Origin of the sequence: Halospina sp. K52047b, from assembly GCF_008709855.1 — a bacterium.
Classification (GTDB): Bacteria; Pseudomonadota; Gammaproteobacteria; order Pseudomonadales; family Oleiphilaceae; genus Halospina; species Halospina utahensis_B.
The window spans coordinates 25068-49507 of record NZ_VYJH01000016.1; the positions used below are offsets into that span (position 1 = coordinate 25068).

Below are 24440 nucleotides of genomic sequence, written 5' to 3' on the forward strand. Positions count from 1 at the left end.
CTGCAGCGACAGAACCCACCAACAACAAGAGTGTCCGTCATGAGAGCAGAGCAACCCCAGGCCGTTCACCTGGCGGATTACCGGGTGCCCGCCTTCCTCATTGATCATGTTGATCTGCGTATCGAGCTGTTTGAGGACTGTGCCCTGGTGCATTCGCGCCTGAATATCCGCCGCAATCCGGCGGACGAGTCGCAGGCGCGGGATCTGGTCCTGAACGGCGAGGAACTCGGGCTGGAATCGCTGATGCTCGACGGCCGCCCGGTTGAGAACCATCGTGTGGACGAGGGCTTCCTGACGGTGCCCAGTGTGCCGGAGCATTTCCATCTGGATGTGACCACACGCATCCATCCCCGGGACAATACGCGGCTGGAAGGTCTCTATCAGTCCTCCGGGATGTTCTGCACCCAATGTGAAGCGGAGGGATTCCGCCGCATCACGTACTTCCTGGACCGGCCGGACGTCATGGCCTGCTACCGCACCCGCATTGAGGCGGATCGGGAGGCCTATCCGGTCCTGCTCGCCAACGGCAATCCGGTTGACTGGGGGGAGCTGGAAGACGGCAGGCACCAGGTGACCTGGGAGGACCCCTATCCCAAGCCGAGCTATCTGTTCGCCATGGTGGCCGGCGATCTGGTGGAGAAACGCGACGAATTCGTGACCGGCTCCGGGCGTACCATTGATCTTCGCATGTACGTGGAGGCACGCAACGAGGCCAAGTGCGAACACGCCCTGGCGTCGCTGAAGAAGGCCATGGCCTGGGACGAGGAGGTCTATGGCCGGGAATACGACCTGGACATCTTCATGGTCGTGGCCGTGGATGATTTCAACATGGGCGCCATGGAGAACAAAGGGCTCAACATCTTCAATTCCTCCTGCGTGCTGGCCAGCCCCGAGACGGCGACCGATGCGGCCTATGACCGCATTGAGAGCATCGTTGCCCATGAGTACTTCCACAACTGGTCGGGCAACCGGGTGACCTGCCGCGACTGGTTCCAGCTCAGCCTCAAGGAAGGCTTCACCGTCTTCCGGGACAACCAGTTCTCCGCGGACATGGGGTCGCCCACGGTCCAGCGCATCGATCATGTGAACATGCTGCGCACGGCTCAGTTCGCCGAGGATGCCGGGCCCATGGCGCATCCGGTACGCCCGGATTCCTACATTGAGATCGCCAACTTCTACACTCTGACGGTGTACGAGAAGGGGGCCGAAGTGGTGCGGATGATCCATACCCTGCTGGGGCCGGACATGTTCCGCGAGGGCAGTGACCTCTACTTTGCTCGCCATGACGGCCAGGCCGTCACCACCGATGATTTCGTCAGCGCCATGGAGGATGCCAGCAGCCGTGACCTCACCCAGTTCCGGCGCTGGTATGGGCAGGCGGGGACGCCTGAGCTGCGCGTTACGGATACGTTCGACGCCGAATCCGGAACCTACACGCTGACTATCCGCCAGTCATGCCCTGCAACCCCTGGGCAGAGCCACAAGGAACCGTTCCACATCCCGGTGCGCATGGGGCTTATCGCCAGTGACGGGGAAGCCCTGCCACTGGATGCTGAGCAGAATACGGAAACAGTGCTCGAGCTGACTGGTGATGAGCACAGCTTCCAGTTCAGCGGGCTGGCAGAGCGCCCTGTGCCCTCGCTGTTGCGCGGGTTCTCGGCGCCGGTGAAGCTTGACTACCCCTGGACGCGGGATCAGCTCATGTTCCTGATGAGCCGTGATCCGGACGGATTCAATCGCTGGGATGCCGGGCAGAAGCTGGCGGTGGATGTGATCCTGTCAATCCAGCAGGGGCGTGACACGGAAGTGGATCCGCGACCGGTCGAGGCCTACCGGACACTGCTGACCACACCGGGGCTGGATCGCGCCATGGTGGCCCGCATGCTGGCGCTGCCTTCAACGGCCTGGCTCATTGAGCTGACCGACGAGGCGGATGTGGCAGCCATTGATGGGGCCCGCCACCAGGTGGAGCAGACCGTTGCCAGAGCCTTGCGGGATGAGCTGGTGCAGGTGAGGGCGGACCATCATCCGGGCGGCAGCTATGCATTTGAGCCCGGGCAGGTGGCCGCCCGCTCCCTGAGCAACAGCGCGCTGACGCTGCTGACCCGTATCGGTGATGAGCAGGGCCGCGAGCAGGCGCTTGCCCAGTTTGAGCAGGCCACCAACATGACGGACCGTCTGGCGGCCCTCAAGGCGCTGGTTGACTCGCCCTTCAGTCAGGAGCGCGAGGACGCGCTTGCGCGGTTCCATGCGGACTGGCACCACGACCCCCAGGTGGTCGAGCAGTGGTTTGCGGTCCAGTCCGGAAGCCCCTGGATAGGGAATGTGAACTGTGTCACAGAACTGCTGGCGCATCCCGCCTTCGATTGGAAAAACCCCAACAAGGTTCGTATGGTTATCGGCGTCTTCGCGGGCCGCAATCTGACGCACTTCCACAGCCCGGATGGCAGTGGGCACCGCTTCCTGGGTGAGCAGATCCGCAGACTGGATGCCTTCAATCCACAGATCTCGGCACAGCTGGCTCAGCCACTGACACGGTGGCGCCAGTACGCACCGCACCTGCGTGATTCCATGGCAGGCATCCTGCGGGAGCTGCGGGATCTGCCGGACCTTTCCCGGGATCTCTACGAGGTTGTTACCAAGAGCCTGGGGGAATCCGGCTGATGCGCCGGTGAATGGACAAAGCGGTGCAATCGTCTACGCTTTCGGAGAGTCGTGTCTGCAACCAGCGCCGTTTCCACGGTCGGGTGCACAACAACAACAGGATCCCAACGATGCGAATGAAAGCACCACGCCTGAACATTACCCTGATTGCCGCTGTTACCGGTGGTTTGATGCTGGGCTCGGGCAGCCTGACAGCGGAAGTTTCCCAGTCCGAGGCGCAGCGACTGGGTGGCGGAGAGATCACCCGTTTCGGTGCCCTGCGAGCGGGCAGCGATGATGGCGTGATTCCGGCCTATGACGGCGGGCTGCCGGAGCCGCCGGACAACGTGGATTACGGCGAATCGGGGGACTTCCACCCCAACCCCTTCCCGGACGATGAGATCCGTCACACGGTCACGGCGGATAACATGGAGCAGTACGATGAGTATCTGACCAAGGGGACCAAGGCCCTCCTGCAGGCCTATCCGGATACCTACGAGATCAATGTCTACCCCTCACGCCGGACCATGGCCTGGCCGGAGTGGATTCTGGACAACATCGAGGATAACGCCACGGACGCGGAGCTTGTGGGGGGTGGCAACGGGATTGACGGCGCCTACGGGGGCATTCCGTTCCCGATTCTGCATGGCAGCAACGAGGAGCAGGCGCAGCAGGCCATGTGGAACCACCTCACAAGCTGGCGTGGCATCTACGTCGAGCGCCGTTCCGGTGAAGTGGCGGTTGAGACGGATGGCGACTACAGCATGACCATGTCCGAGCAGGAGCTGTTCTACAACTTCTACAACCCGGAAGGCGATGAGAGCACGCTGGACAATACGCTGTTCTACTATCTGTCGCGGACCACATCCCCCGCCCGTCTGGCCGGAGGGGCGGTTCTGATCCACGAGACCCTGAACCAGGTCAAGGAGCCGCGCCGCGCCTGGGGTTACAACGCCGGCCAGCGGCGGGTGCGCCGTGCGCCGAACCTGGCTTACGACTCTCCGATTGCGGCGGCAGACAATCTCCGAACCGCGGACGAAACTGACCTGTTCAATGGCGCGCTGGACAAATACAACTGGGAATATCGGGGCGTTCAGCAGTATTACATCCCGTATAACAACTATGAGATTGCACAGGACGGACTTGAGTACGAAAAGATCCTCGGTACCAAGCATCTGAATCCGGATCTCCAGCGCTGGGAGCGGCACCGCGTGCATGTTGTTGAGGCGAATCTCAAGGACGATGAGCGTCATATCTTCTCGCGCCGCGTGTTCTACATCGATGCGGACAGCTGGAAGGTGGTGAGTGTCGACCAGTATGACGGTCGGGGCGAGCTCTGGCGTGTAAGCCAGGCCATGGAAAAGAGCTATTACGAGGTTCCGACGGTCTGGACGGCGCTTGACATGTTCCATGATCTCCAGTCCAAGCGTTACCACGTGCAGGGGCTTGATACTGAAGAGGGGGAAACCCTGGTGTTCACGGATCGCGTCCCGAACAAGCGCTATTTCTCACCCCAGGCGCTCCGGCGCAGGGGACGTCGCTGACCCGATGCGAACAGACCCGGCACAGTCCGGGTCTGTTGGTGTCAGGGTTCCTGTTAAATCAGTTCAATCAGAAAGGCAGTCTGAATGTTCTCTCGAACCAGGAAACGTATTATCGGCATTGGTGTGACAGTGGCCATTGCTGTCGGGGGTGCCGGATCGGCGCATGGTGTGGGCGACGTCCTTGAGGTCCCTGCACTGGAGACTGATCTTGCGGCCGAGTCCCTGTTGCTGGATGTGGAGTACGCCGGTGAGCGGCTGGTGGCCGTGGGTGAGCGTGGCCATATCGTCTACTCCGATAATGGCGGCGAAAGCTGGACCCAAGCCGAGGTGCCTGTTTCAACAACTCTGACTGGCGTTGATTTTCCGGAGGGGAACACCGAAGAGGGTTGGGCCGTTGGTCACAGTGGTGTGATCCTGCACACCAGTGACGGTGGCGAGACCTGGAATCACCAGTTTGACGGGCGTGATGGCATCCCGATGCTGGTGTCCCAGTATGAGGAGCGGATCGAGTCCAAGGAGGCGGAGATTAAGGCCGCCGAGGATGAGGACCGGATCTCGGATCTGGAGTGGGAGCTGGATGACCTGGTCTATACGCGCGACATCCTCCAGGAGGATCTGGACCGGTTCGGTCCCTGGCAGCCGATGCTGGACGTCTGGTTCCGGGACGCTGAGTATGGTATCGCCATTGGCGCCTATAACCTCATCTATCGGACCCAGGACGGCGGTGAGACCTGGCAGCCCCTTTCCGGGCGTATTGATAACCCAAGCCGCTTCCACCTCAACGAGATTACACAGGTTGAGGGCGATGACCTCTATATTGCCGGCGAATCCGGCTTTGTCTATCGATCAACCGATGATGGCAGCAGCTGGGAAACCATTGAACCCGGTTATCCCGGCTCCTTCTTCGGTGTTGTCGGCACCGGTGATGGTGGCGTGCTCGCCTATGGCCTCCGCGGCAACATCTACCGTTCCGAGAACGGCGAGGAGTGGACGTCCGTGGATTCAGACAGTGACCGCACGCTCAATGCCGGTGATGTGAATGACAGTGGCGAAGTGGTCATTGTGGCCAACGACGGCGCTGTCGTTTACAGCGATGACGGGGGGAAGAGCTTTTCCGAGTACGTCCGTCCGGCCCGGCACTCCTATGTGGGCGTGACACTGATTCCCGATGACGGCCTGGTGCTGGTGGGTGAGCGCGGCGCGGTCCGTACGGACCGCCGCGGCAAGGGTCAGGAAACGGACCCGCCGACGCCCGAACGCAACTGAACCGCAGCAGTACCCCAGCAAAACGGTTTGAGGATTTACTGAATGTCTAACTGGAACTCCGACGGCGAGCGACGCGCTCCGTCCGCGGGCGCTGAGCCCATGATTGAGCGGCTGATTTTCAATAGCAGGCCGATCATCCTGATCGTCTTTCTCGCGCTGACCCTGTTTCTCGGCTACAACGCGGTGAAGATCCAGCCCGATGCCAGCTTCGAGCGGCTCATACCGCTGGAGCATCCCTACATCGTCAATATGATGGAGCACCGGGAGGATCTCTCGAATCTCGGTAACTTCGTGCGGATTGCCGTTGAGAACGAGGATGGCACCATTTTCGAAAAGGAGTACATGGAGACCCTGGAGAAGATCACGGACGAGGTCTTCTATCTCAATGGCGTCAATCGCTCCGGCCTGAAATCGCTCTGGACGCCCAACGTCCGGTGGCAGGAGGTGACCGAGGAGGGGTTCCAGGGCGGTACCGTCATACCGGACGACTATAACGGCTCCGAGGAGTCGCTGGACCAACTGCGGGACAACGTCCTGCGCTCCAGCACCATCGGGTCACTGGTAGCGGATGATTTCGAGTCCTCGATCATCTACGCGCCACTGCTTGAGCGCAACCCGGAAACGGGCGAACCCATCGATTACCGGAATTTCTCACGCCAGCTGGAGGAGAAGATCCGCCAGCAGTTTGAGGAACAGAACCCCAGCGTCGACATCCACATTGTCGGCTTCGCCAAACTGGTTGGCGACCTGATTGAGGGTATCGAGTCCGTCGCGCTGTTCGCGCTGATCACCATTGTGCTGACGACGGTGTTCCTGTTCTGGTATTCGCGCTGCATCGCCGGAACCGTGGTGCCGGTGATCGTCTCCATCATCGCGGTTTTCTGGCAGATGGGCATTCTGCGCCTGCTCGGCTATGGCCTGGATCCCTACTCGGTCCTGGTGCCATTCCTGGTGTTTGCCATCGGGATCAGTCACGGGGTGCAGGTGGTCAATGCCATGGCGCTGGAGGCGGCCAAGGGTTTTGACCCGCTGACCAGCGCCCGTCTGGCATTCCGATCCCTTTACATCCCGGGGATCGTGGCACTGGTGAGCGACGCCTTCGGTTTCCTGACGCTGCTGTTCATCGAGATCGACGTGATCCGGGATCTGGCTGTGGCGGCCGGCATTGGGGTGGCGGTGATCATCATCACCAACCTGGTCCTGCATCCGGTGATCATGTCCTACATCGGGATCACCAAGGGTGGCGTCAAGCATGTGCAGAACCACGAGGGTGGGGCGGACCGCAAGTGGCGTCTCATGTCCTACTTCGCCCATCCGGGCGTGGCGCCGGTTTCACTGCTGATCGCAGTGGTGGGCTTTGGAGTCGCCATGTACTACAAGCAGGATCTCAAGGTCGGGGACCTGGACCAGGGCGCCCCCGAACTGCGGCCTGACAGCCAGTACAACCAGGACAACCGCTTCATTGTGGACAATTACAGCCAGTCCGCGGACGTGCTGGTGGTCATGGTTGAGACACCCAGCGAGACCTGTACCGAGTATCCGGTGCTACGTTCCCTGGACCGGCTCCAGTGGCGGCTGGCGAACACCGAAGGGGTGGAGTCGACCGGCTCGCTGGCGGATGTTTCCAAGATCGTGACCCGGGCGCTCAATGAGGGCAACTGGAACTGGTACGAGATATCCCGGAACCAGACCATCATCAATGCCTCCATCCGGCAGGCGCCGAGTGGCATGATCAACACCGATTGCAGCCTGACGCCGCTGGTGGCCTATCTCGACGATCACAAGGCGGAGACCCTGCGCCGCGTGACCGACGAGGTGGAGGACTTTGCGGATGAGTACAACAACGAACGGCACCGTTTCCTGCTGGGTGCGGGCAATGCTGGTGTTGAGGCTGCCACCAACGAGGTGATTGCCAGTGCCAAGAACAAGATGCTTCTGGCCGTCTACGGTGTGGTCTCGCTGCTTTGCCTGATCAGCTTCCGCTCCGTGCGGGCCGTGCTCTGTGTCATCCTGCCGCTGGGCCTGACCTCGATCATCGCCGAAGCCCTCATGGCCCAGGCCGGCATTGGCATCAAGGTCGCCACGCTGCCGGTCATCGCGCTGGGCGTGGGCATTGGTGTGGACTACGGTATCTATATGTTCAGCAAGCTGGAGCGCTTCCTGAAAGCAGGCTATCCGCTGCAGGAGGCCTACTTCGAGACGCTGCGCAGCACCGGCAAGGCCGTAGCCTTCACGGGCATCACACTGGCGCTGGGCGTGTTCACCTGGATGCTGTCGCCGATCAAGTTCCAGGCGGACATGGGCCTGCTGCTGACCTTCATGTTCCTCTGGAATATGGTCGGCGCCATCTGGCTGATGCCGGCTCTGGCGCGGTTCCTGCTCAAGCCGGAAAAGATTGCGGCGAAAGCAGGCAACGGCCCGCAATAGAACGGTTCTACGCAGGCAAGGGCCGCACGTGCCGCCGGATTCGTGGTGAATCCGGATGGCCGTGCGGCTTTTCCGTTGTTAGAATTCTCCGTTTACCAACATTCATGTGATCTTTCGTGGGGATCACCACTGACAGGAGCCTGTTTATGCCCGTGATTACCCTGCCGGACGGCAGTCAGCGCACTTTCGACCACCCCGTTACCGTCGAGGAAGTGGCCCGCAGCATCGGTACTGGTCTGGCCAAAGCCGCCGTGGTAGGCAAGGTTGATGGCCGGCTGGTGGATACCGGCTATACCATCGACGATGATGCGGAAGTGGCGATTGTGACGGACCGTGACCAGGAGGGCATTGAGGTGATCCGCCACTCCACGGCTCACCTGATGGCGCAGGCGGTTAAGGAACTCTTCCCGGACGCCCAGGTAACCATCGGTCCCGTGGTGGAAAACGGCTTCTACTACGACTTCAGGTATGACCGCCCCTTCACGCCGGACGATCTCGAAAAGATCGAAAAGCGGATGGAGGAGCTCGCGAAGCAGGACTTCCCCATTGAGCTGTCGTTCATGGACCGGGAAAGCGCGAAGGAGCTCTTTGACCGCATGGGAGAGGAGTACAAGGTCCGGATCATCGACGACATTCCGGGCGAGGAGCAGCTCTCCTTCTACAAGCAGGGCGAGTTCATCGACCTGTGCCGTGGTCCGCACGTGCCCAGCACAGGCCGTCTCGGAGCGTTCAAGCTGACCCGGGTTGCCGGAGCCTACTGGCGGGGTGATACTGACAATGAGCAGTTGCAGCGGATCTACGGCACCGCCTGGCCGGACAAGAAGCAGCTCAAGGCCTACCTCAAGCGTGTGGAGGAAGCGGAAAAGCGCGATCACCGCAAGGTGGGCAAGAAGCTGTCCCTCTTCCATATGCAGGAAGAGGCACCTGGTATGGTGTTCTGGCACCCCAAGGGGTGGACGGTCTATCAGCAGATTGAGCAGTACCTTCGGGCCAAGCTGCGGAAGCACGGTTACCAGGAAATCCGTACGCCGCAGATCGTATCGCGCACGCTCTGGGAGCAGTCCGGTCACTGGGAGAAGTTCCAGGACGACATGTTCACCACCGAGTCCGAGAAGTACGACTACGCGATCAAGCCCATGAACTGCCCCTGCCATGTGCAGGTGTTCAATCAGGGCCTGAAGAGCTACAAGGACCTGCCGCTTCGGCTGTCCGAGTTCGGGTCCTGTCACCGCAACGAGGCATCCGGCGCGCTTCATGGCCTGATGCGGGTGCGTGGTTTCACCCAGGATGACGCCCACATCTTCTGTGAGGAATCCCAGATCCAGGGCGAGGTGGCCGCGTTCATGGACCTGCTGCACGAGGTCTATAAGGACTTCGGTTTCCAGGAGATTCAGTATAAGCTCTCCACCCGCCCGGAAAAGCGGGTCGGTTCGGATGAAATCTGGGACAAGTCCGAGAAAGCGCTGGAGGAAGCGCTCAACAATGAAGGCGTTGAGTGGGAGCTGCTCCCCGGCGAGGGCGCCTTCTACGGGCCCAAGATCGAATTCTCACTGAAGGACTGTCTGGAGCGCGTCTGGCAGTGCGGCACCATTCAGGTGGACTTTGCCATGCCGGGCCGTCTGGGTGCCGAGTACGTGCCCAGGGACCAGGAGCAGGGGCGTCAGACGCCGGTGATGCTCCATCGAGCCATCCTCGGGTCATTCGAGCGTTTCATCGGGATCCTGATCGAGGAATATGAGGGGGCATTCCCGCTCTGGCTGGCTCCGCTGCAGGTGGCGGTTCTGAATATCACGGACAATCAGGCCGATTACGCCAGCAATCTGGCGCTGAAGCTTGAGGAATCGGGCTTTCGCGCCCATGCTGACTTGAGAAACGAGAAAATCGGCTTTAAAATTCGCGAGCACACGATTGACAAGGTACCCTACCTGGTCGTGGTTGGCGATCAGGAAGTCGAGAAAGGCGAGGTGGCTGTCCGGACCCGCACTGGCGAGGATCTGGGTACCATGACTCTGGAGGAGCTCCAGGGCCGTCTGGAGACGGAATCCAAACGCAAGGGCAGAGTCGAAACGGAGACCTAACTATCAAAAAGTCGAACCCGCGTGGTGGGCGCAACCAGCGTCCACCGATCAACGAGAACATCGATGCATCCGAAGTTCGCCTGATCGATTCAGAAGGCAATCAAGTGGGTATCGTGCCTCTTGAAGAGGCGCTCGAAAAAGCCGCGGAGGTGGAGCTGGATCTGGTCCAGATGGCCTCAGACGCGGACCCCGTGGTCTGCAGGATCATGGATTATGGCAAGAAGCTGTTCGAGGAGAAGAAAGCCCGGGCAGCCGCCAAGAAGAAGCAGAAACAGATCCAGATCAAGGAAGTCAAATTCCGGCCTGGAACTGAAGAAGGGGATTATCAGGTCAAACTGCGCAACCTGATACGTTTCCTTGAGCAGGGGGACAAAGGCAAGGTCACCATCCGCTTCCGCGGACGTGAGATGGCCCACCAGGAAATCGGCATGCAGCTTATGCAGCGTGTGGAATCCGACATCGAGGAGCTGGCTCAGGTTGAGCAGCGGCCCAAGATGGAAGGTCGTCAGATGACCATGGTGGTTGCCCCCCGGAAGAAGAAATGACGGCCTCTCTGCGAGCCGTCATCCATCATTATCTGATACCGAATGCGGAGTAGTTGAAATGCCCAAGATGAAAACCAACAGCGGGGCGGCCAAGCGCTTCAAGAAGACGGCCAACGGCTTCAAGCGCAAGCAGTCGCATACCAGTCATATCCTGACCAAGAAGAGTCCCAAGCGGAAGCGTCAGCTTCGTGGTACGACTCAGGTGAACAAGAGCGACGAGGTTCATATCCGTCGCATGCTTCGTCAGTAAACCGTTTCAGGTCAGTAGATAAAAGGATTGGATTATGCCTCGCGTTAAACGTGGTGTGGTGGCGCGCCGTCGTCACAAAAAGGTTATGAAGCAGGCTAAGGGCTACTACGGTGCCCGGAGCCGTGTCTATCGTGTTGCGAAACAGGCGGTCATCAAGGCGAAGCAGTACGCCTATCGCGACCGCAAACAGCGCAAGCGTCAGTTCCGTGCGCTGTGGATCGCCCGTATCAATGCCGGCGCGCGCGCCAACGGTCTGTCCTACAGCCGCCTGATCGCGGGCCTCAAGAAGGCCAACGTCGAGATTGATCGCAAGGTTCTGGCGGATCTGGCGATGAATGAAAAGCAGGCGTTTTCGGCAGTGGTGGAAAAGGCCAAGACCGCACTGGCGGCCTGAGCTCTTCATCGTCCGCTGAAAACCGGCCCGTCAGGGCCCAACCTGGATCAGTAGGGGAAGAGCACGCTCTTCCCCTATTTTTTTGGAGTCCGTTGCATGGAGAACCTGGAATCCCTGCTCAAGCAGGGGCTGAACGCGGTTGAGGCGAGTACGGACCTGAAGCAGCTTGAACAGGTCCGCGTTGACTACCTGGGCAAGAAGGGGCATCTCACGGCCCTGCTCAAGACACTGGGCCAGCTCAGCGCCGAGGAGCGCCCGGCGGCGGGTCAGCGCATCAACCAGGCCAAGGAGCAGGTCCAGAACGCTATTGCCGAAAAGAAGGAACGGCTCGAAGCGGAGGCCATGGAGGCCCGGCTTGCTTCCGAATCCATCGACGTGACCCTGCCGGGGCGCGGGCGTGATGCGGGTGGTCTGCATCCGGTGACGCGCACGCTGCGCCGTATAGAGGCCATTTTCGGTGGTGCCGGTTATGAGGTGGCGGAAGGTCCTGAGATCGAGGACGACCACCATAACTTCGAGGCTCTGAACATTCCCGAGCACCACCCGGCCAGAGCCATGCACGACACCTTCTACTTCAATCCGGGCACGGTGCTGAGAACCCATACGTCGCCGGTACAGATCCGTACCATGGAGAATGGCGAGCCGCCGTTCCGTATGATCTGCCCGGGGCGTGTCTACCGCTGTGACTCGGATCTCACCCACACGCCCATGTTCCATCAGGTGGAAGGGCTTCTGGTGGATCGCCACGCCAGTTTCGCGGATCTCAAGAGCACCATCGAGGCGTTCCTGCGGGCGTTCTTTGAAGAGGACCTGGCGGTGCGTTTCCGTCCCTCCTATTTCCCCTTCACGGAACCTTCCGCCGAGGTGGACATTGAATGGGGCCGGGAAGCGGACGGCAGCACCAAGTGGCTGGAGGTCATGGGCTGCGGTGTGGTGCATCCCAGGGTATTCGAGAACTGTGGCGTGGACCCGGAACAGTGGGCCGGATTTGCCTTTGGCCTGGGCGTGGAGCGCCTGGCGATGCTGCGCTATGGCGTGACCGATCTGCGCCAGTTCTTTGAGAACGATCTGCGCTTCCTGCGCCAGTTCCGTTGAAGCCCGATTGGAATAAACAGGATTCAGACCGATGAAGTTCAGCGAACAGTGGTTGCGGGAATGGGTCAATCCCCGCATGAGCAGCAACGAACTGGTTGAGGCCATCACCATGGCCGGCCTGGAAGTGGATGAGGTTGAGCCGGTTGCCGGCGCCTTCGAGGGGGTCGTTGTCGGGGAAGTGACGGCGGTTGAACCCCATCCAGAGGCGGACAAGCTGAGCCTCTGCCGGGTCTGGGATGGCCGGGAAACCCTGGATGTGGTCTGCGGGGCGCCCAACGTCCGGGGCGGCCTCAGGGTGCCGCTGGCGCGGCCAGGTGCCAGCCTGCCCGGGGGCATGTCGATCCAGCGTACCGAGGTGCGCGGGCAGACGTCCAACGGCATGCTCTGCGCCGAATCGGAGCTGGCGCTGTCTGATGCAGCAGAGGGCCTGATGGAGCTGCCCTCTGAAGCCGAACCCGGTGCGGATCTTCGCCAATGGCTGCAGTTGGACGATCAGAGCCTGGATGTGGATCTTACCCCGAACCGCAGCGACTGCCTTTCCATTCGTGGTGTGGCACGGGATCTCGGGGCATTGACCGAAGAGCCCTTTGAGGATCTGGTGCCCGACCCGGTTCCGGCCACGCATTCCGAGATTCCCTCCATCCGGGTGGACGCCGCCGCGGCCTGCCCGCGTTATGTCGGGCGCATCATCCGCAACGTGAATGTTGCCGTGGAAACGCCGGTCTGGATGAAGGAACGCCTGCGCCGCTCGGGGATCCGCAGCATCGACCCGGTTGTGGACGTTACCAATTACGTGATGCTTGAGCTGGGCCAGCCCATGCACGCGTTCGACCGCGCTCATGTGCAGGGTGGCATCGTCGTGCGCATGGCCTCGGAAGGGGAGAAGCTGACCCTCCTGGATGGCCAGGAACTGACCCTGGGAACGGATAACCTGGTGATCGCGGATCACAGCAGGCCCGTAGCGCTGGCCGGTATCATGGGCGGTGAAGGCTCCGGTGTATCGGAACACACCCGGGACATTGTGCTTGAAAGCGCGTTCTTCGATCCGGTCAGGCTGGCGGGCAAGGCGCGCGCGCACGGTCTGCACACGGATTCCTCGCACCGCTTTGAGCGTGGCGTGGACTGGCGCCTGCAGCGGGCCGCTACCGAAAGGGCCACAGCGCTGCTGCTTTCCATCGTCGGTGGTGAACCGGGAGAAGTCATTGAGGTGGTGAGCGAGCAGCACCTGCCTGCCCAGCAGACCGTCCATCTGCGGGAAGAGCGGGTCAACGCGGTGCTGGGCATGACCATCGACCGCACCACCGCCGAGGAAATCCTGGCCCGGCTGGGGCTGCGGGTGGTGCATCTTTACCGCGATGGCTGGGAGGTGGAAGTCCCCAGCTTCCGTTTCGATATTGCTCTGGAAGTGGACCTGATCGAGGAGATCGGGCGCATCTATGGCTACAACCGCATGCCGGTCACCGAGCCCGAAGGACGCCTGCGTCTGCGCGCTGAGCCGGAATCCCGCCGGCCACTGGACCGGGTCCGTGATCATCTGGTGGCCCTGGGGTATCAGGAGGCCATTACCTACAGCTTCATCTCGCCGGAGCGGCAGAAGCAGGTTACCCCGAACGCGGAAGGCATTGAGCTGGCCAACCCCATTTCCGCCGACATGGCGGTCATGCGCTCCAGCCTCTGGCCCGGGCTGCTGGAGACTCTGGCGTACAACCAGAAACGCCAGCAGCACCGGGTGCGGCTGTTTGAGACCGGGCTCCGGTTTGAGCGCCAGGGGCAGGCCATTGAACAGGAGGGGATGCTGAGCGCATTGCTCAGCGGGCCAGTCGCCAGTGAGAACTGGGTCAACGGCAACCGGGAAGTGGACTTCTATGATGCCAAGGGTGATCTGGAATCCCTGGGGGCGATGCTGGGGCAGAACTTCCGTTTCGCCCGTGAGCGCCATCCAGCGCTGCATCCGGGCCAGTCGGCGCGGGTCTACAGCGAGGGTCAGCCGGTGGGCTGGATCGGCACACTGCATCCGGGAATCCAGAAATCATTGGATCTGAATGGCAACGTCTGTCTTTATGAACTAAGCTTGGAAACAGTTCTCAACGGGCATGTCCCTCATTTCAAAGCTTTTTCAAAATTTCCTGAAGTTCGCCGTGATTTGGCTATGCTTGTGGATGAGGAAACGGAATGGGCCGCCGTTGAGAATGTAGCCCGGGAAGCGGCCGGGGAGCTGCTGACCGGGCTCAGGGTGTTCGACGTTTATCAGGGCGAACACGTGAAGGAGGGCTGCCGGAGCCTGGCACTGAGCCTGTTCTGGCAGCATCCGGAACGCACCCTGGGTGACGCTGAAGTCCAGGAACTGCTGGATGGCGTGACCAACGCACTGAGCACAAGGCTGGGCGCGCAGTTGAGGAGTTAGCGAATGGCAGCACTGACCAAGGCCGACATGGCAGAACGGCTCTATGAAGAGCTGGGACTGAATAAGCGTGAAGCCAAGGAAATGGTGGAGGCGTTCTTCGGCGAAATCAGCGAGGCGCTGGGCCATAATGAGCAGGTCAAGCTCAGTGGCTTTGGCAACTTTGATTTACGGGACAAGCGTCAGCGCCCCGGCCGGAACCCCAAGACCGGGGAAGAGATCCCGATCAGCGCCCGGCGTGTCGTGACCTTCCGGCCCGGCCAGAAGCTCAAGCAGAAAGTGGAAGCTTATGCTGGAACCCAGCCACAATAACGAACTGCCGGCCATCCCGGGCAAACGCTACTTCACCATTGGTGAAGTGGCGGAGCTGTGCTATGTGAAACCGCATGTGCTGCGCTACTGGGAACAGGAGTTCCCGCAGCTCAACCCGGTCAAGCGGCGTGGCAACCGGCGCTACTATCAGCGCGCGGACGTCCTCCTCATCCGCCAGATCCGGAGCCTTCTGTACGATCAGGGGTTCACCATCGGTGGTGCCAAGCAGAAGTTGAGCAGTGAAGACACCAAGGAAGAAGATACCCAGTACAAGCAGCTCATCCGCCAGATGATCACCGAACTGGAAGACGTGCTGAACGTTCTCAACACCTGAGATCAGCTCACCGGCTTGAATTCGCTATCCGCCTTCCCTAATATGATTCATGCAAAATGAATCATATAGTGGTTGATCCCATGGAACGTTTTCTTCTCATCGCCAACAGTGCCCTGGCTCTTTGCCTCGTCGCCATCGGCGTCTGTGTGCTCGTCGCCTATCCCTTCGCTGACTACATCAGCATGGTGGGCCAGATCGCTGCTCACGTTTCCATGCTTATCTTCGCGCTGGGCGTGAAGGTCTCCTACATTGCGCGGCTTGTGGCGCTGAAGGAATTGGGCAGAGCCCTGAACTGACCCCTTTTATTTACCGGTTCCATCCGGTATTATTTGCACCGCTGTTCTGCAGCACTATATGGGTCGGGGCGTGGCGCAGTTTGGTAGCGCGCTGCTCTGGGGGAGCAGAGGCCGCAGGTTCAAATCCTGCCGTCCCGACCAATTTCCTTCCTGAATCGTTTATTCCCCTAGTCAGAACAGATGGGGCTTCCCGTCTTCCTCCACGAAGGGATTATTGAAAGCCGATGTCTCTCTCTGGAGACGTGCTTCCGGATGCCTCTGGGTCATGAGTTCCTTCATGCGCTCCTCATCCTTTTTCCTCACATCGACCATGACCAGGTGCTGGCCATTCTCAATGGCGTCGTGGAACCGGCGTACCCGGTAATTCTCTGCACCGATGCCGCCGAAACCCGCAAGAAAGGCGCCGGCCGCCACCATGAACAGGAACAGGGCGATCCAGGCGGCTGCGGGCATGGTGAATGCCTGGGTCCACTGTGCCGTCGCAATGAAAGCCAGGGCGAACAGGCCGCCGACTATCGCGCCGCGTTCCGTGTAACGGGCCAGGTCAGTGCGGTCAAAAAGGCTGGCACTGTGCAGTTTACGGGTGAAAAGGCCTGCTTCGTCCCGGCTGAGGATATGGAACCGCCAGTCCGTTATGCCTTCCTGGTGCAGATCCTCGGAAATGGCTTCCACGCTGTCCATCTGGTCGACAAGATAGAAAAGGCGTTTCATAGGGCACCTCCTGTTCATTCAGGGTTGAACAGGCTCCGAGACCGCTGTGCTTCGGGGTCTGTTCTTACAAGGTACGACCTGATCAGAAAGTGTTCAAGCAGTATGATTGGCTGCTGTGCCAGAATGAACCCATGACAATGACTCCGCGCTTACCTGTGAACGCTCCGGCAGAGCGGTCCCGTCTCATTGGGCACGCGGCCATGCTGCTGTTGTGGGTCGCCGCGCTCTGGCTGTTCATGCTTCAGGGGCGGGTTCTGGCAACCGGCTGGGTGGTTGCGATCTGGGTGGTTGTTTCGCTCGTCATGCTCCGGGGCCTGTTCCGACGGGCACGGATCAGGCGAAGGGCCTGGCGCAGTGCCTATCTCTACCCGGAAAGCCCATGGAACCGGCGTCTGCGCGGCGGTTTGTGTCTGTTCGTCATCCAGCTGGGCAAAGCGGGCGTACTGGCCGCGATTCTGCTTCTGACAGCGGTCCGGATCGGGGAGGAGCCGGAGATCTGGCGGTTGATGCTGGTGGCGGTATTGCTGTTCGTGCTGGTGCGCGCCATCGCGGATCGGGTGTTCTGGCGAGATGCCTCACCGGTTTACCGCCCGGAGCTGTTAACGCGGGTGGGTCAGTGGGGTACTGGCGTTGTCATGGTTCTGTGTCTGATGCTATGGGCGCTGGTGCAGCCCCAGCCGGATTTCCGGGAGGCGACCCTGGAGCAGGCACTCTGGCACGTTACCGACCGTGAAGCGGCCGCGAGCGTGGTCGTGGAGAAAGGCACGCAGTGGGTTGCGGCCTGGCAGGGCGCGGAGCAGTGGGTGGCGCAGCAGGTTACGGCCCTGGATCAGCCGTACTGGTTCAGGGCAGGGGTATGGGTTTCCGTGCTGGTACGCCAGAGCCTGTTCGTAATGGCTCTGCTGGTGCTGTTCAACGGTGTCCTGGCGGGGAGGCTGCGCGATGGCGGGGCGTGAGCGCTTGAAAGGGTTGGGGCTGGTTCTCGTCGGTGCGTTGCTGGTGGCCGGCTGGTACGGCGCCGGCGCATTCCATCAGCGGGAAGCGCCCAGGGAGGCACGTCTGCATCTGGTGCTTGATGGCAGTCACTATCGGGTGCCGCAATCCCGCCTGCCGGCACTTCAGGCGCGTTCGGGGATCTGGTTCCGCCTTGGGGGTGCCCTCGCACGGGAGGGGCTGGAGGCGCGTCTCGAACGGGGTATGGTCCGGCTCTTCGAACCTGTCGAGAAGCAGGTCCCGGCGTTTCTGGACTGGTACTACAGCCTCGGGGGTGAATACACCCGCCTGAGTGGATGGGCGCTGGAGAAAATGGGCTTTGAAGGCAGGGCGCTGGTGGTCGGCAGAACCGAGGAACTGTTGTTTGAGGAGGCGGATTTCCGTTCGCGTCTGGTGGTGCTGGAGCGTGGGCTTGCAACGGATGCGGGCCGCTATGCGGAGCGGACCCGGACGGGGTGGCGCCGTATGATGAAGGCCGCCCTGTCGGACTATGAGGTGCCCCCGCCCCTCAACCACGCCAGGGAGAATGATCCCCGTGCACTGGATCTGGATGGGCTGTCGTCAGGGGTCATGGCGGATGAGCGCAGCAGGCTGGAGAACCGCCTGGCCCTGAGCGGTGCAGGGGGGATTGCGACGGGGGCGCTGGTGTGGCGGGCGGCAACACGCGCGGCGGTGGCCTCCGGAGGCCGCGCTGCAGCAGCCCGGGGTGCGGGCAGGGTCGCCTCAAGGGCCGGATCAGCGGCGCTGGCGGGACTGGGTATCTGCGGAGCGACAGGGCCGCTGGCGGTAGGCTGTGGCCTTGTTGCGGGTACCGCTGCCTGGATCAGTATCGATTGGGCCATGATCGAGGCGGACGAGTGGGCGAATCGGGACAGGCTGGAACAGCGTTTAAGGGAAGGGCTTAATGGCGTGCGTGATGATCTGAGGCGCCAGCTCTCCCGGGCGCTGTCTGAACGGTTGGAGCAGCTGAATGGCCGCCACAGGCTCCGTATCCGCAGGATGCTGACCCCACTGGATACCATTAAAAAGGCCGCCACACAGGGTGGCGGCCAAACGGAGCACGGATGATGATCCGCAGGATAACGGGTCCGGATCAGAACCCGAGCTTGGCGGTGAACTGCAGCCTGTGCAGCTCACCGTTGCTGCCACTTTCCATCTCCTTGTCCCCCCAGATTACTTCGCCACCGAGATCCAGGTTGGAGATTGGCGAATAGATGAGGTTGGCATGTGCGCTGCTGGCGCTCTTCATCACGTTGCCCATCTCATCATCGTTATCCGAGGAAACGTGTGAAACTGTAAAATTGGAGCGCCACTGGGAGGTCCAGATGTGACGATAGGAGACAAAGCCGCCCATCTGGTTGATAAGCTCGATATCACCGTTGCTTTCGACATAGCCAGGGTTAAAGGCGCCAAGAGCGATGTAGCGTCCAAGGTTGCCAGCGTTAAGCTGGGCCCGGATATCGCTGCCTTGATCACCTACTGGCATTTTGCCAGAGAGGGAAACACCATACCCATAAGCTTTTTCGCGGGTATCCTGATCCGTGGCGAAGTCACCTTCATAGGAGACTTCACGTCCCAGAACAGCGACACTCGCATGTCCTGAATCCATGGGAACGTTGTAACGGGCGACCAGGTCTGGAACGCTTGAGTTGTCAAAGTTAGTTGCTACGCCCACGTCGTCCTGAAGGTTGGATTGAGGGTTTTCGATTGCGAAATCCCAGTTACCCGGGCTGTAACGGATCTGAGCCTGACGATTGAAAATGGTGCCTACCGGGCCGACGAAATCCAGATTCTCCGGCAGAACGCTTACGTCGTGAAAGGTGGACCAGGTCTGACCAATGGTGAAGTCCTGAAACGTCATGAAGGCATGACGGAGGCGGGTCCCATAGCTGTTTGAGACATTCTCATTACCGCCAGCACCGCGGAAGTCCACTTCAATATAGGTACCTACTTCACCGATATCAGTGTCTGTTGTTGTCTTGAAGAAGATCCTGCTTTGCTTTGCGTTTGTGTTGTAGTTTGTGCTGCTGTTATCGCCCCCTGTGGGAATTGCGGAAGGAACGAGGAATTCCTCGGACGCCGAGGAGTCGCCATCTGTCGCCTGGGTAAGGTGGGAATCCAGCTTGATAAACCCACCAACATCAAAATTCGTATTCGCCAGCGGCGTGTTCTCCAGTGCGGAAACCCGCTCCTCGAGATCCTGAGCCTGGACACCGCTGGAGGCGGCGCCGATGGCAATCGCGAGGGCAGTCACTGAGAGTTTTTTGTTCATTGTGATTTCTCCTTTTAGACAGAGCTTGAGCACGGCTCATTCCGGAACGACTGCTGTCTTCCGTTAAGAATGAGCCTGCGTGGCGTACGGGGTTGCCGCAATTAGACGTTGGTCGAAATCCATTGATCCGTGGCCGCACGCCCTGCGTAGTGAATCGGTACACCCGTCTCAACGCAGGAAGCACCCATGATCACACTGCACCACCTCAACAACTCGAGGTCCCAGCGCATTCTCTGGATGCTGGAGGAGCTGGGTATGGACTACCGCATCCAGCATCACCAGCGGGACCCGAAATCCAGCCTGGCACCGGAAAGTCTCAAACGGGTCCATTCCCTTGGAAAGTCCCCGGTCATTGAGGACGAAGGGCGGGTGATTGCCGAATCCGGCGCCATCGTGGATTACCTGGCCCGCAAGGACCCGGAGCGGCGTCTGCTGGTGGAAGAAGGGGATGAGGGATTTCTGGACTGGACCTTCTGGATGCATTACGCGGAAGGGTCACTCATGCCGCCACTGGTCATGCGGCTGGTGTTCGAGAAGGTCCGCACCGGGCCCATGCCGTTCTTCGCGCGGCCCGTAGCCAAAGGCATTGCCGACAAGACCCATAAGATGTTCCTGGGTCCGCTCATCGCCTCCCACCTGGATTTTGTGGAGGACCATCTGGCGCGCGAGGACTGGTTTGTGGATGGGCGCCTTACAGCGGCGGACATCCAGATGAGCTTCCCGCTGGAAGCGGTGGTGGCTTCCGGGATGGCGGGGCGGCGTTACCCCAACATTGCCCGTTACGTGCAGAACTACCAGCAGCGCCCGGCCTACCGGCGCGCCCTGGAGGCCGGCGGCGAGTACGCCTACGCCTCCTGAACCGGCCTGCCGCCCTGTTTCAGATCCCGGGCCATGTACAGGGCGGCGATCACCCGGGCCTCGTTCATGTCCTCCCGGGCCACCAGATCGTCCAGTTGTGAGAGCTTCCAGGTGAAGACCTCCAGCGGTTCCGGTTCGTCGCCCGGGAGGCGGGACTCGCTCAGCCCCTCGGCGAGGATCACCCGGATGTGATGGCCCATGTAGCCCGGTGACAGGGTCATGTCCTTCATCCAGGCAAGGTGTTCCGCCCGGTATCCGGCTTCCTCCTGGAGCTCCCGGTTGGCGGTCTCGCGCCAGTCCTCGCCATGTTCGGTACCGCCCTTGGGCAGGGTGATGTGGTATTCCTCGGTTCCCACTCCGTATTCACGGATCAGCACCACGGTGTCGTCGTCCAGAAGCGGTACGCACATGATGCCGGCGATCGGCGGGGTGCGCAGGCGTTCGAACTCGCATTCGGTGCCGTTGGTGAAACGCAGATGCACTTCCTCGATCCCGAACAGTCGGCTGCGGGCGACCAGTCGTGTGTCCAGTATCTCGGGCTTGTTTTCCATGGTTTCAGGGCCTGTTCTGTGAGACGGTAAGGCCAACAGTCTGGCTGGAATGGCAGCAGGGCGCAAAACTATGAATGGCAACCGGTATACTCCAGAGTGGCACCTGTTCAGCGACAGGGAAGCTCAGGCCCAGGCGCTGGCGGGTCATGTGGCCAGTGCCCTGCGCCGGGTACTGGCCCGGAGCGAGGCGGTCACCCTCCTGGTCTCGGGAGGGCGTTCACCGGTCCAGTTCTTTGAATGCCTGGCTGACTGTGCCCTGGATTGGGAGCGGGTGTGGGTGATGCCGGTGGACGAACGGGTCAGTCCGCCGGAGCCGGAATCCCGCAATGAATGGCTGATCCGCCGAAGTCTCCTGACCGGCCAGGCCGCCGGTGCCCGCTTTGTGCCCCTGGATCAGCCCCTGGAGGCCCGGGCCCTGATGGACCGTGTGCCATGGCCACCGGTTGTGGCGGTTCTGGGCATGGGCGAGGATGGGCACAGTGCCTCCTGGTTCCCAGGGGATGCGGCATCACTTGAGGCCCTCCGGAACACGGCCGGGCCCGCGGTGGTGGCGACCCATGCCGCGAGCGGGCCGGTTGAACGGCTCACCCTGAACTGGCCGGCCCTGGCACAGGCCACGGAGCGGATGCTGCTGATTTCCGGGGATGCCAAGCGGGCGCTGCTGGAACGGATTGAGGCAAGCGACCTGGATTGGCAGGCATACCCTGTGGCCCGTCTGCTTTCGGCCCCTCTGAGCGTTTACTGGAGCCCCTGATATGCACAGCGACTTTGGCTGCCATCACCAGCACGATCTTGAGCACTGGCTGCGCCGTGCCCGGGTGGTGCCAATACTGACCCTGGACGAGGAAACCGACGCGGAACCGGTAGCCGACGCGCTGATCAGCGGTGGCATCCGCGTTCTGGAAGTCACACTGCGGACATCCGCCGGCCTGCCGGCGCTCCAGCGCCTGCGCAGGCGCTTCCCGAAACTGGTGCTGGCGGCTGGGACGGTGCGCTCCATCGAGGATTATCACAGCGCCATTGATGCGGGGGCCGATTTTGCCGTCTCCCCCGGAGCCTCGCACACCCTCCTGCGGTATGGTGTTACGGCCAGCATTCCGTTGCTGCCGGGTGTCGCAACCCCGACGGAACTGCTGAAAGGGTTTGAGTTCGGCTATCGCGGGTTCAAGTTCTTTCCGGCGGCGGCCAGTGGTGGTCTACCCATGGTACGCTCCCTTCTGGGGCCTTTTGCTGAGGCCTGGCTGGTGCCAACCGGCGGTATCAGCGGGGAGGATGCCAGGATCTGGTTGCGGGAGCCGAATGTGGCCGCGGTTGGCGGTACCTGGCTGGTGCCGGAGGAACGGATCAGGGCCCGGGACTGGCCCGGGCTCGAACAGCTTGCGGCGGATACCCTCAGGGATCTGGACTGATCACCAGGTGCCGGTGTTCTCCATCGAGGCCCAGGGTTCCTGGGGCTCCAGTGCGTCCCCTTTCTGCAGCAGTTCAATGGAGATGCCGTCCGGCGAGCGCACGAATGCCATGCGACCATCCCGGGGTGGGCGGTTAATGGTGACACCGTTGTCCTGCAGGTACTGGCACAGCTCGTAGATGTTTTCCACGCGGTAGGCCAGATGCCCGAAGTTGCGGCCGCCAGTGTATTCTTCCGGATCCCAGTTCCAGGTCAGCTCCAGCATGGGCGATTTATTGGCGTGTGCGGAATCACGGTCGCCCGGTGCGCACAGGAACACCAGTGTGAACCGGCCTTTCTCGCTGTCCCGGCGGCTGACCTCTTCCATGCCGAGCAGGTTGCAGTAGAAGTGCAGGGACTGCTCAAGGTCACTGACTCGGACCATGGTGTGCAGGTATTCCATGGGGTGCCTCCTGTTGTGGAACGTGACAGGCGGGGTCAGTCGGAACCGTCCCCGTTGCGGTTGGGATTGTGGATGTAATGGGAGGCATCGACAATGCCGCCGCTGCGTAGATACTCCTGAACGGCAGGGGAGCAGTTCAGATAGAACAGCAGCAGCTCGCGCTGGATATCCTGATCCTGAACCCGGGAGGCGAAATGGATCATGTCCCGGATACTGTCGTCACTGTTCCAGGGGAATTTCCGCTGGTAGCGCAGTTCCAGCAGTTTGCTCAGGCGCTCCAGGTGGTAGTCACCGGTGTAGGTCAGATGATCACGCAGCCGGAACCCGTTGTTGCCGGATTTTTCCGATTGCCGTCTGCTTCGTCGCCAGAGAGATCTGAGCAGCACCCTGTATCGCCTCCCCTGTGCCTGCCGGCTTGCGCGGTTAGGATCAACCGCCATTATGCCTTTGCGGCCGCAGCATCCAATACATCATGTTACGTCTGTTTACAAACTCTAGTTCATTTTGTGCCCGACGTGTGAAGGGGCGCACGCATTTGCCTTAAAGGACTGTGCACTCAGTCAAGGTCGCTGGTCGGAGTGGCGGTGCAGCGGCTTGTGCATCAGGGTGCGCATCAGGGTAACGCCCCTGGTGCCGCGGATCTGCTCACGCCGTACCGGCTCGAAGCCAAGGCTGCGAAAGAGGGGCTGGGAGACGTCGCTTGCCCGCGTGCTCAGGGTGGCAATGCCGCTCTGGCGGGCAACGGTCTCGAGTTGGGTAACAAGGGTTCTTCCTATTCCCTGCCTCTGCCAGCTGTCGTCCACATACAGCATGTTCACCAGGTGCGCCGGGCAGAGCTGGGCAAACCCCACGGAGCTGCCGTCGGCCAGCGCCACCACGGTCAGCCCCTGCCGCAGCTGTGCATCCGCGCCCGCCGCATCCACCGCCCACTGGGTCCAGGCATGGCGCTGTGCCGCTGAATAGAAACCGTCATCCACCGAGGCGATGCTGCGTCTGTAGAGGCTCAGAAGCGGGGCGGTGTCCGCTTCCGGAAGCAGGCGCTGGTAGTGGATCGCGTTCATGGTGCTGACCTCAGTGCTGTCTCCGGCAACGTACCAAAACACATCTGGATTAAACACACTTTTACAAAGTTGGCGGGTAGCCTTGGCACTGAAATGTCAACAAACCGGTGCAAAAAGATGTCATATCCCGCCAGAAAATTGGTTATCCGTGCGGCCAGCAGCCTGATCCTTGGTCTGGTTCTGGCCGGTTGCCAGGGAGGTGGCGGTTCCGACTCCGGATCGGAGGGCAGTGAAGCTGATCGCAGCAGTAATCAGGATAGCACCCAGGAAACGGCTAGTGTGAAGCCGGACAGTGCGGTGCTGAGCTGGACAAACCCTGAGAATCGGATAGACGGAAGTGACTTTGACTATTATGACGTAGGTCACTATGTCGTGTACTGGGGGAAAGACCCTGATAATCTGAGCAATCAGAAGAAGGTGGAATGTGCCAACTGTGTCGATATGCAATATGAGATCAGTGACCTCAACGACGGGACTTGGTATTTCTCTGTAACGACGGTCGATAAGTCTGGAAGAGAAAGTCCCAAGGCGGATCTGGTCGACAAGACGATCTGAACGA

Annotated in this window: 25 protein-coding genes and 1 tRNA gene; 20 read left to right on the forward strand and 6 right to left on the reverse strand. The window is 60.8% G+C overall.

Annotated features, from left to right (window positions below):
- The first annotated feature begins 39 nt into the window (after window positions 1-39).
- The 14 genes from pepN (at window position 40) to F3089_RS14995 (ending at window position 15726) form a co-directional block, all read left to right on the forward strand.
- Window positions 40-2664, forward strand: coding sequence for an aminopeptidase N (pepN, locus tag F3089_RS14930; protein WP_151441590.1), 2625 nt, complete (start codon window positions 40-42; stop codon window positions 2662-2664).
- Window positions 2665-2774: 110 nt separating this feature from the next.
- Complete coding sequence (locus F3089_RS14935) at window positions 2775-4187, forward strand: DUF1329 domain-containing protein (RefSeq protein WP_502707352.1); 1413 nt, start codon at window positions 2775-2777, stop codon at window positions 4185-4187.
- 84 nt (window positions 4188-4271) lie between these two features.
- Window positions 4272-5453: a WD40/YVTN/BNR-like repeat-containing protein gene (locus F3089_RS14940; protein ID WP_151441591.1), complete on the forward strand. Its 1182-nt coding sequence runs from the start codon at window positions 4272-4274 to the stop codon at window positions 5451-5453.
- Between the two features lie 42 nt (window positions 5454-5495).
- Complete coding sequence (locus tag F3089_RS14945; RefSeq protein WP_151441592.1) at window positions 5496-7880, forward strand: efflux RND transporter permease subunit; 2385 nt, start codon at window positions 5496-5498, stop codon at window positions 7878-7880.
- A gap of 146 nt (window positions 7881-8026) precedes the next feature.
- Window positions 8027-9958, forward strand: coding sequence for a threonine--tRNA ligase (gene thrS / locus F3089_RS14950; protein ID WP_151441593.1), 1932 nt, complete (start codon window positions 8027-8029; stop codon window positions 9956-9958).
- Between the two features lie 2 nt (window positions 9959-9960).
- The gene (gene infC, locus F3089_RS14955) at window positions 9961-10503 is read left to right on the forward strand and encodes a translation initiation factor IF-3 (RefSeq protein ID WP_077528960.1); all 543 of its coding nucleotides are present in this window, start codon (window positions 9961-9963) and stop codon (window positions 10501-10503) included.
- Window positions 10504-10561: 58 nt separating this feature from the next.
- Window positions 10562-10753 carry a 50S ribosomal protein L35 gene (gene rpmI / locus F3089_RS14960; RefSeq protein ID WP_095617772.1) on the forward strand — a complete coding sequence of 64 codons (192 nt, stop codon included), beginning with the start codon at window positions 10562-10564 and terminating at the stop codon, window positions 10751-10753.
- A 34-nt stretch (window positions 10754-10787) separates the two neighbouring features.
- Entirely contained in the window at window positions 10788-11147 is a 360-nt protein-coding gene (gene rplT / locus F3089_RS14965) for a 50S ribosomal protein L20 (protein ID WP_077528962.1), read from the forward strand.
- Window positions 11148-11243: 96 nt separating this feature from the next.
- Window positions 11244-12242 carry a phenylalanine--tRNA ligase subunit alpha gene (pheS, locus tag F3089_RS14970; RefSeq protein WP_095617773.1) on the forward strand — a complete coding sequence of 333 codons (999 nt, stop codon included), beginning with the start codon at window positions 11244-11246 and terminating at the stop codon, window positions 12240-12242.
- A gap of 31 nt (window positions 12243-12273) precedes the next feature.
- Window positions 12274-14646: a phenylalanine--tRNA ligase subunit beta gene (gene pheT / locus F3089_RS14975; protein ID WP_151441594.1), complete on the forward strand. Its 2373-nt coding sequence runs from the start codon at window positions 12274-12276 to the stop codon at window positions 14644-14646.
- Window positions 14647-14649: 3 nt separating this feature from the next.
- Window positions 14650-14955 (forward strand): integration host factor subunit alpha, encoded by a 306-nt coding sequence (ihfA, locus tag F3089_RS14980; protein ID WP_077528965.1) that lies wholly within the window; start codon window positions 14650-14652, stop codon window positions 14953-14955.
- On the forward strand, window positions 14933-15289 hold the full coding sequence (locus tag F3089_RS14985) for a MerR family transcriptional regulator (protein WP_095617775.1): 357 nt from the start codon (window positions 14933-14935) through the stop codon (window positions 15287-15289). The genes ihfA and F3089_RS14985 overlap by 23 nt, the downstream gene beginning before the upstream one ends.
- 80 nt (window positions 15290-15369) lie before the next feature.
- Complete coding sequence (locus tag F3089_RS14990) at window positions 15370-15585, forward strand: hypothetical protein (protein ID WP_151441595.1); 216 nt, start codon at window positions 15370-15372, stop codon at window positions 15583-15585.
- Between the two features lie 64 nt (window positions 15586-15649).
- Window positions 15650-15726, forward strand: a tRNA-Pro gene (locus F3089_RS14995).
- A gap of 30 nt (window positions 15727-15756) precedes the next feature.
- Here the strand turns inward: F3089_RS14995 and F3089_RS15000 are convergent.
- On the reverse strand, window positions 15757-16296 hold the full coding sequence (locus tag F3089_RS15000; RefSeq protein ID WP_151441596.1) for a hypothetical protein: 540 nt from the start codon (window positions 16294-16296) through the stop codon (window positions 15757-15759).
- Between the two features lie 131 nt (window positions 16297-16427).
- Between F3089_RS15000 and F3089_RS15005 the strand changes: the two genes are divergently transcribed.
- Together F3089_RS15005 and F3089_RS15010 are read left to right on the forward strand one after the other, a co-directional pair.
- On the forward strand, window positions 16428-17252 hold the full coding sequence (locus F3089_RS15005; protein WP_151441597.1) for a hypothetical protein: 825 nt from the start codon (window positions 16428-16430) through the stop codon (window positions 17250-17252).
- Window positions 17239-18357, forward strand: a complete 1119-nt coding sequence (locus tag F3089_RS15010) for a hypothetical protein (protein WP_151441598.1) — start codon at window positions 17239-17241, stop codon at window positions 18355-18357. Before F3089_RS15005 ends, F3089_RS15010 begins: the two co-directional genes overlap by 14 nt.
- 25 nt (window positions 18358-18382) lie before the next feature.
- Here F3089_RS15010 and F3089_RS15015 read toward each other — a convergent pair whose 3' ends face one another.
- Window positions 18383-19561 (reverse strand): DcaP family trimeric outer membrane transporter, encoded by a 1179-nt coding sequence (locus tag F3089_RS15015; RefSeq protein WP_143421422.1) that lies wholly within the window; start codon window positions 19559-19561, stop codon window positions 18383-18385.
- A gap of 186 nt (window positions 19562-19747) precedes the next feature.
- Between F3089_RS15015 and F3089_RS15020 the strand changes: the two genes are divergently transcribed.
- Window positions 19748-20419 (forward strand): glutathione S-transferase, encoded by a 672-nt coding sequence (locus F3089_RS15020; RefSeq protein WP_151441599.1) that lies wholly within the window; start codon window positions 19748-19750, stop codon window positions 20417-20419.
- On the opposite strand, the gene nudE is transcribed toward F3089_RS15020, so the two are convergent.
- The gene (gene nudE / locus F3089_RS15025; protein WP_151441600.1) at window positions 20407-20970 is read right to left on the reverse strand and encodes an ADP compounds hydrolase NudE; all 564 of its coding nucleotides are present in this window, start codon (window positions 20968-20970) and stop codon (window positions 20407-20409) included. The genes F3089_RS15020 and nudE overlap by 13 nt on opposite strands.
- Window positions 20971-21040: 70 nt before the next feature.
- Here nudE and F3089_RS15030 point away from each other — a divergent pair, with 70 nt between their 5' ends.
- Complete coding sequence (locus F3089_RS15030) at window positions 21041-21724, forward strand: 6-phosphogluconolactonase (protein WP_192497409.1); 684 nt, start codon at window positions 21041-21043, stop codon at window positions 21722-21724.
- A gap of 1 nt (window position 21725) precedes the next feature.
- Window positions 21726-22379, forward strand: coding sequence for a bifunctional 4-hydroxy-2-oxoglutarate aldolase/2-dehydro-3-deoxy-phosphogluconate aldolase (gene eda / locus F3089_RS15035; RefSeq protein ID WP_151441602.1), 654 nt, complete (start codon window positions 21726-21728; stop codon window positions 22377-22379).
- Here eda and F3089_RS15040 read toward each other — a convergent pair whose 3' ends face one another.
- From F3089_RS15040 to F3089_RS15050, 3 genes are all read right to left on the reverse strand, one after another.
- Window positions 22380-22820, reverse strand: coding sequence for a VOC family protein (locus tag F3089_RS15040; RefSeq protein WP_095617788.1), 441 nt, complete (start codon window positions 22818-22820; stop codon window positions 22380-22382).
- Between the two features lie 35 nt (window positions 22821-22855).
- Window positions 22856-23206 carry a hypothetical protein gene (locus F3089_RS15045; RefSeq protein ID WP_095617789.1) on the reverse strand — a complete coding sequence of 117 codons (351 nt, stop codon included), beginning with the start codon at window positions 23204-23206 and terminating at the stop codon, window positions 22856-22858.
- 174 nt (window positions 23207-23380) lie between these two features.
- Window positions 23381-23881 carry a GNAT family N-acetyltransferase gene (locus tag F3089_RS15050; protein ID WP_151441604.1) on the reverse strand — a complete coding sequence of 167 codons (501 nt, stop codon included), beginning with the start codon at window positions 23879-23881 and terminating at the stop codon, window positions 23381-23383.
- Here F3089_RS15050 and F3089_RS15055 point away from each other — a divergent pair.
- Window positions 23867-24436 carry a fibronectin type III domain-containing protein gene (locus F3089_RS15055; protein ID WP_151441605.1) on the forward strand — a complete coding sequence of 190 codons (570 nt, stop codon included), beginning with the start codon at window positions 23867-23869 and terminating at the stop codon, window positions 24434-24436. The two genes, F3089_RS15050 and F3089_RS15055, sit on opposite strands and share 15 nt — an antisense overlap.
- Window positions 24437-24440 lie beyond the last annotated feature (4 nt).

What these genes read in the sequence shown, in the direction of transcription:
- pepN (WP_151441590.1), top strand. Translation starts at nt 40, where the DNA reads ATGAGAGCAGAGCAACCCCAGGCCGTTCACCTGGCGGATTACCGGGTG.
- F3089_RS14935 (WP_502707352.1), top strand. Translation starts at nt 2,775, where the DNA reads ATGCGAATGAAAGCACCACGCCTGAACATTACCCTGATTGCCGCTGTT.
- F3089_RS14940 (WP_151441591.1), top strand. Translation starts at nt 4,272, where the DNA reads ATGTTCTCTCGAACCAGGAAACGTATTATCGGCATTGGTGTGACAGTG.
- F3089_RS14945 (WP_151441592.1), top strand. Translation starts at nt 5,496, where the DNA reads ATGTCTAACTGGAACTCCGACGGCGAGCGACGCGCTCCGTCCGCGGGC.
- thrS (WP_151441593.1), top strand. Translation starts at nt 8,027, where the DNA reads ATGCCCGTGATTACCCTGCCGGACGGCAGTCAGCGCACTTTCGACCAC.
- rpmI (WP_095617772.1), top strand. Translation starts at nt 10,562, where the DNA reads ATGCCCAAGATGAAAACCAACAGCGGGGCGGCCAAGCGCTTCAAGAAG.
- rplT (WP_077528962.1), top strand. Translation starts at nt 10,788, where the DNA reads ATGCCTCGCGTTAAACGTGGTGTGGTGGCGCGCCGTCGTCACAAAAAG.
- pheS (WP_095617773.1), top strand. Translation starts at nt 11,244, where the DNA reads ATGGAGAACCTGGAATCCCTGCTCAAGCAGGGGCTGAACGCGGTTGAG.
- pheT (WP_151441594.1), top strand. Translation starts at nt 12,274, where the DNA reads ATGAAGTTCAGCGAACAGTGGTTGCGGGAATGGGTCAATCCCCGCATG.
- ihfA (WP_077528965.1), top strand. Translation starts at nt 14,650, where the DNA reads ATGGCAGCACTGACCAAGGCCGACATGGCAGAACGGCTCTATGAAGAG.
- F3089_RS14985 (WP_095617775.1), top strand. Translation starts at nt 14,933, where the DNA reads ATGCTGGAACCCAGCCACAATAACGAACTGCCGGCCATCCCGGGCAAA.
- F3089_RS14990 (WP_151441595.1), top strand. Translation starts at nt 15,370, where the DNA reads ATGGAACGTTTTCTTCTCATCGCCAACAGTGCCCTGGCTCTTTGCCTC.
- F3089_RS15000 (WP_151441596.1), bottom strand. Translation starts at nt 16,296, where the DNA reads ATGAAACGCCTTTTCTATCTTGTCGACCAGATGGACAGCGTGGAAGCC.
- F3089_RS15005 (WP_151441597.1), top strand. Translation starts at nt 16,428, where the DNA reads ATGACAATGACTCCGCGCTTACCTGTGAACGCTCCGGCAGAGCGGTCC.
- F3089_RS15010 (WP_151441598.1), top strand. Translation starts at nt 17,239, where the DNA reads ATGGCGGGGCGTGAGCGCTTGAAAGGGTTGGGGCTGGTTCTCGTCGGT.
- F3089_RS15015 (WP_143421422.1), bottom strand. Translation starts at nt 19,561, where the DNA reads ATGAACAAAAAACTCTCAGTGACTGCCCTCGCGATTGCCATCGGCGCC.
- F3089_RS15020 (WP_151441599.1), top strand. Translation starts at nt 19,748, where the DNA reads ATGATCACACTGCACCACCTCAACAACTCGAGGTCCCAGCGCATTCTC.
- nudE (WP_151441600.1), bottom strand. Translation starts at nt 20,970, where the DNA reads ATGGAAAACAAGCCCGAGATACTGGACACACGACTGGTCGCCCGCAGC.
- F3089_RS15030 (WP_192497409.1), top strand. Translation starts at nt 21,041, where the DNA reads ATGAATGGCAACCGGTATACTCCAGAGTGGCACCTGTTCAGCGACAGG.
- eda (WP_151441602.1), top strand. Translation starts at nt 21,726, where the DNA reads ATGCACAGCGACTTTGGCTGCCATCACCAGCACGATCTTGAGCACTGG.
- F3089_RS15040 (WP_095617788.1), bottom strand. Translation starts at nt 22,820, where the DNA reads ATGGAATACCTGCACACCATGGTCCGAGTCAGTGACCTTGAGCAGTCC.
- F3089_RS15050 (WP_151441604.1), bottom strand. Translation starts at nt 23,881, where the DNA reads ATGAACGCGATCCACTACCAGCGCCTGCTTCCGGAAGCGGACACCGCC.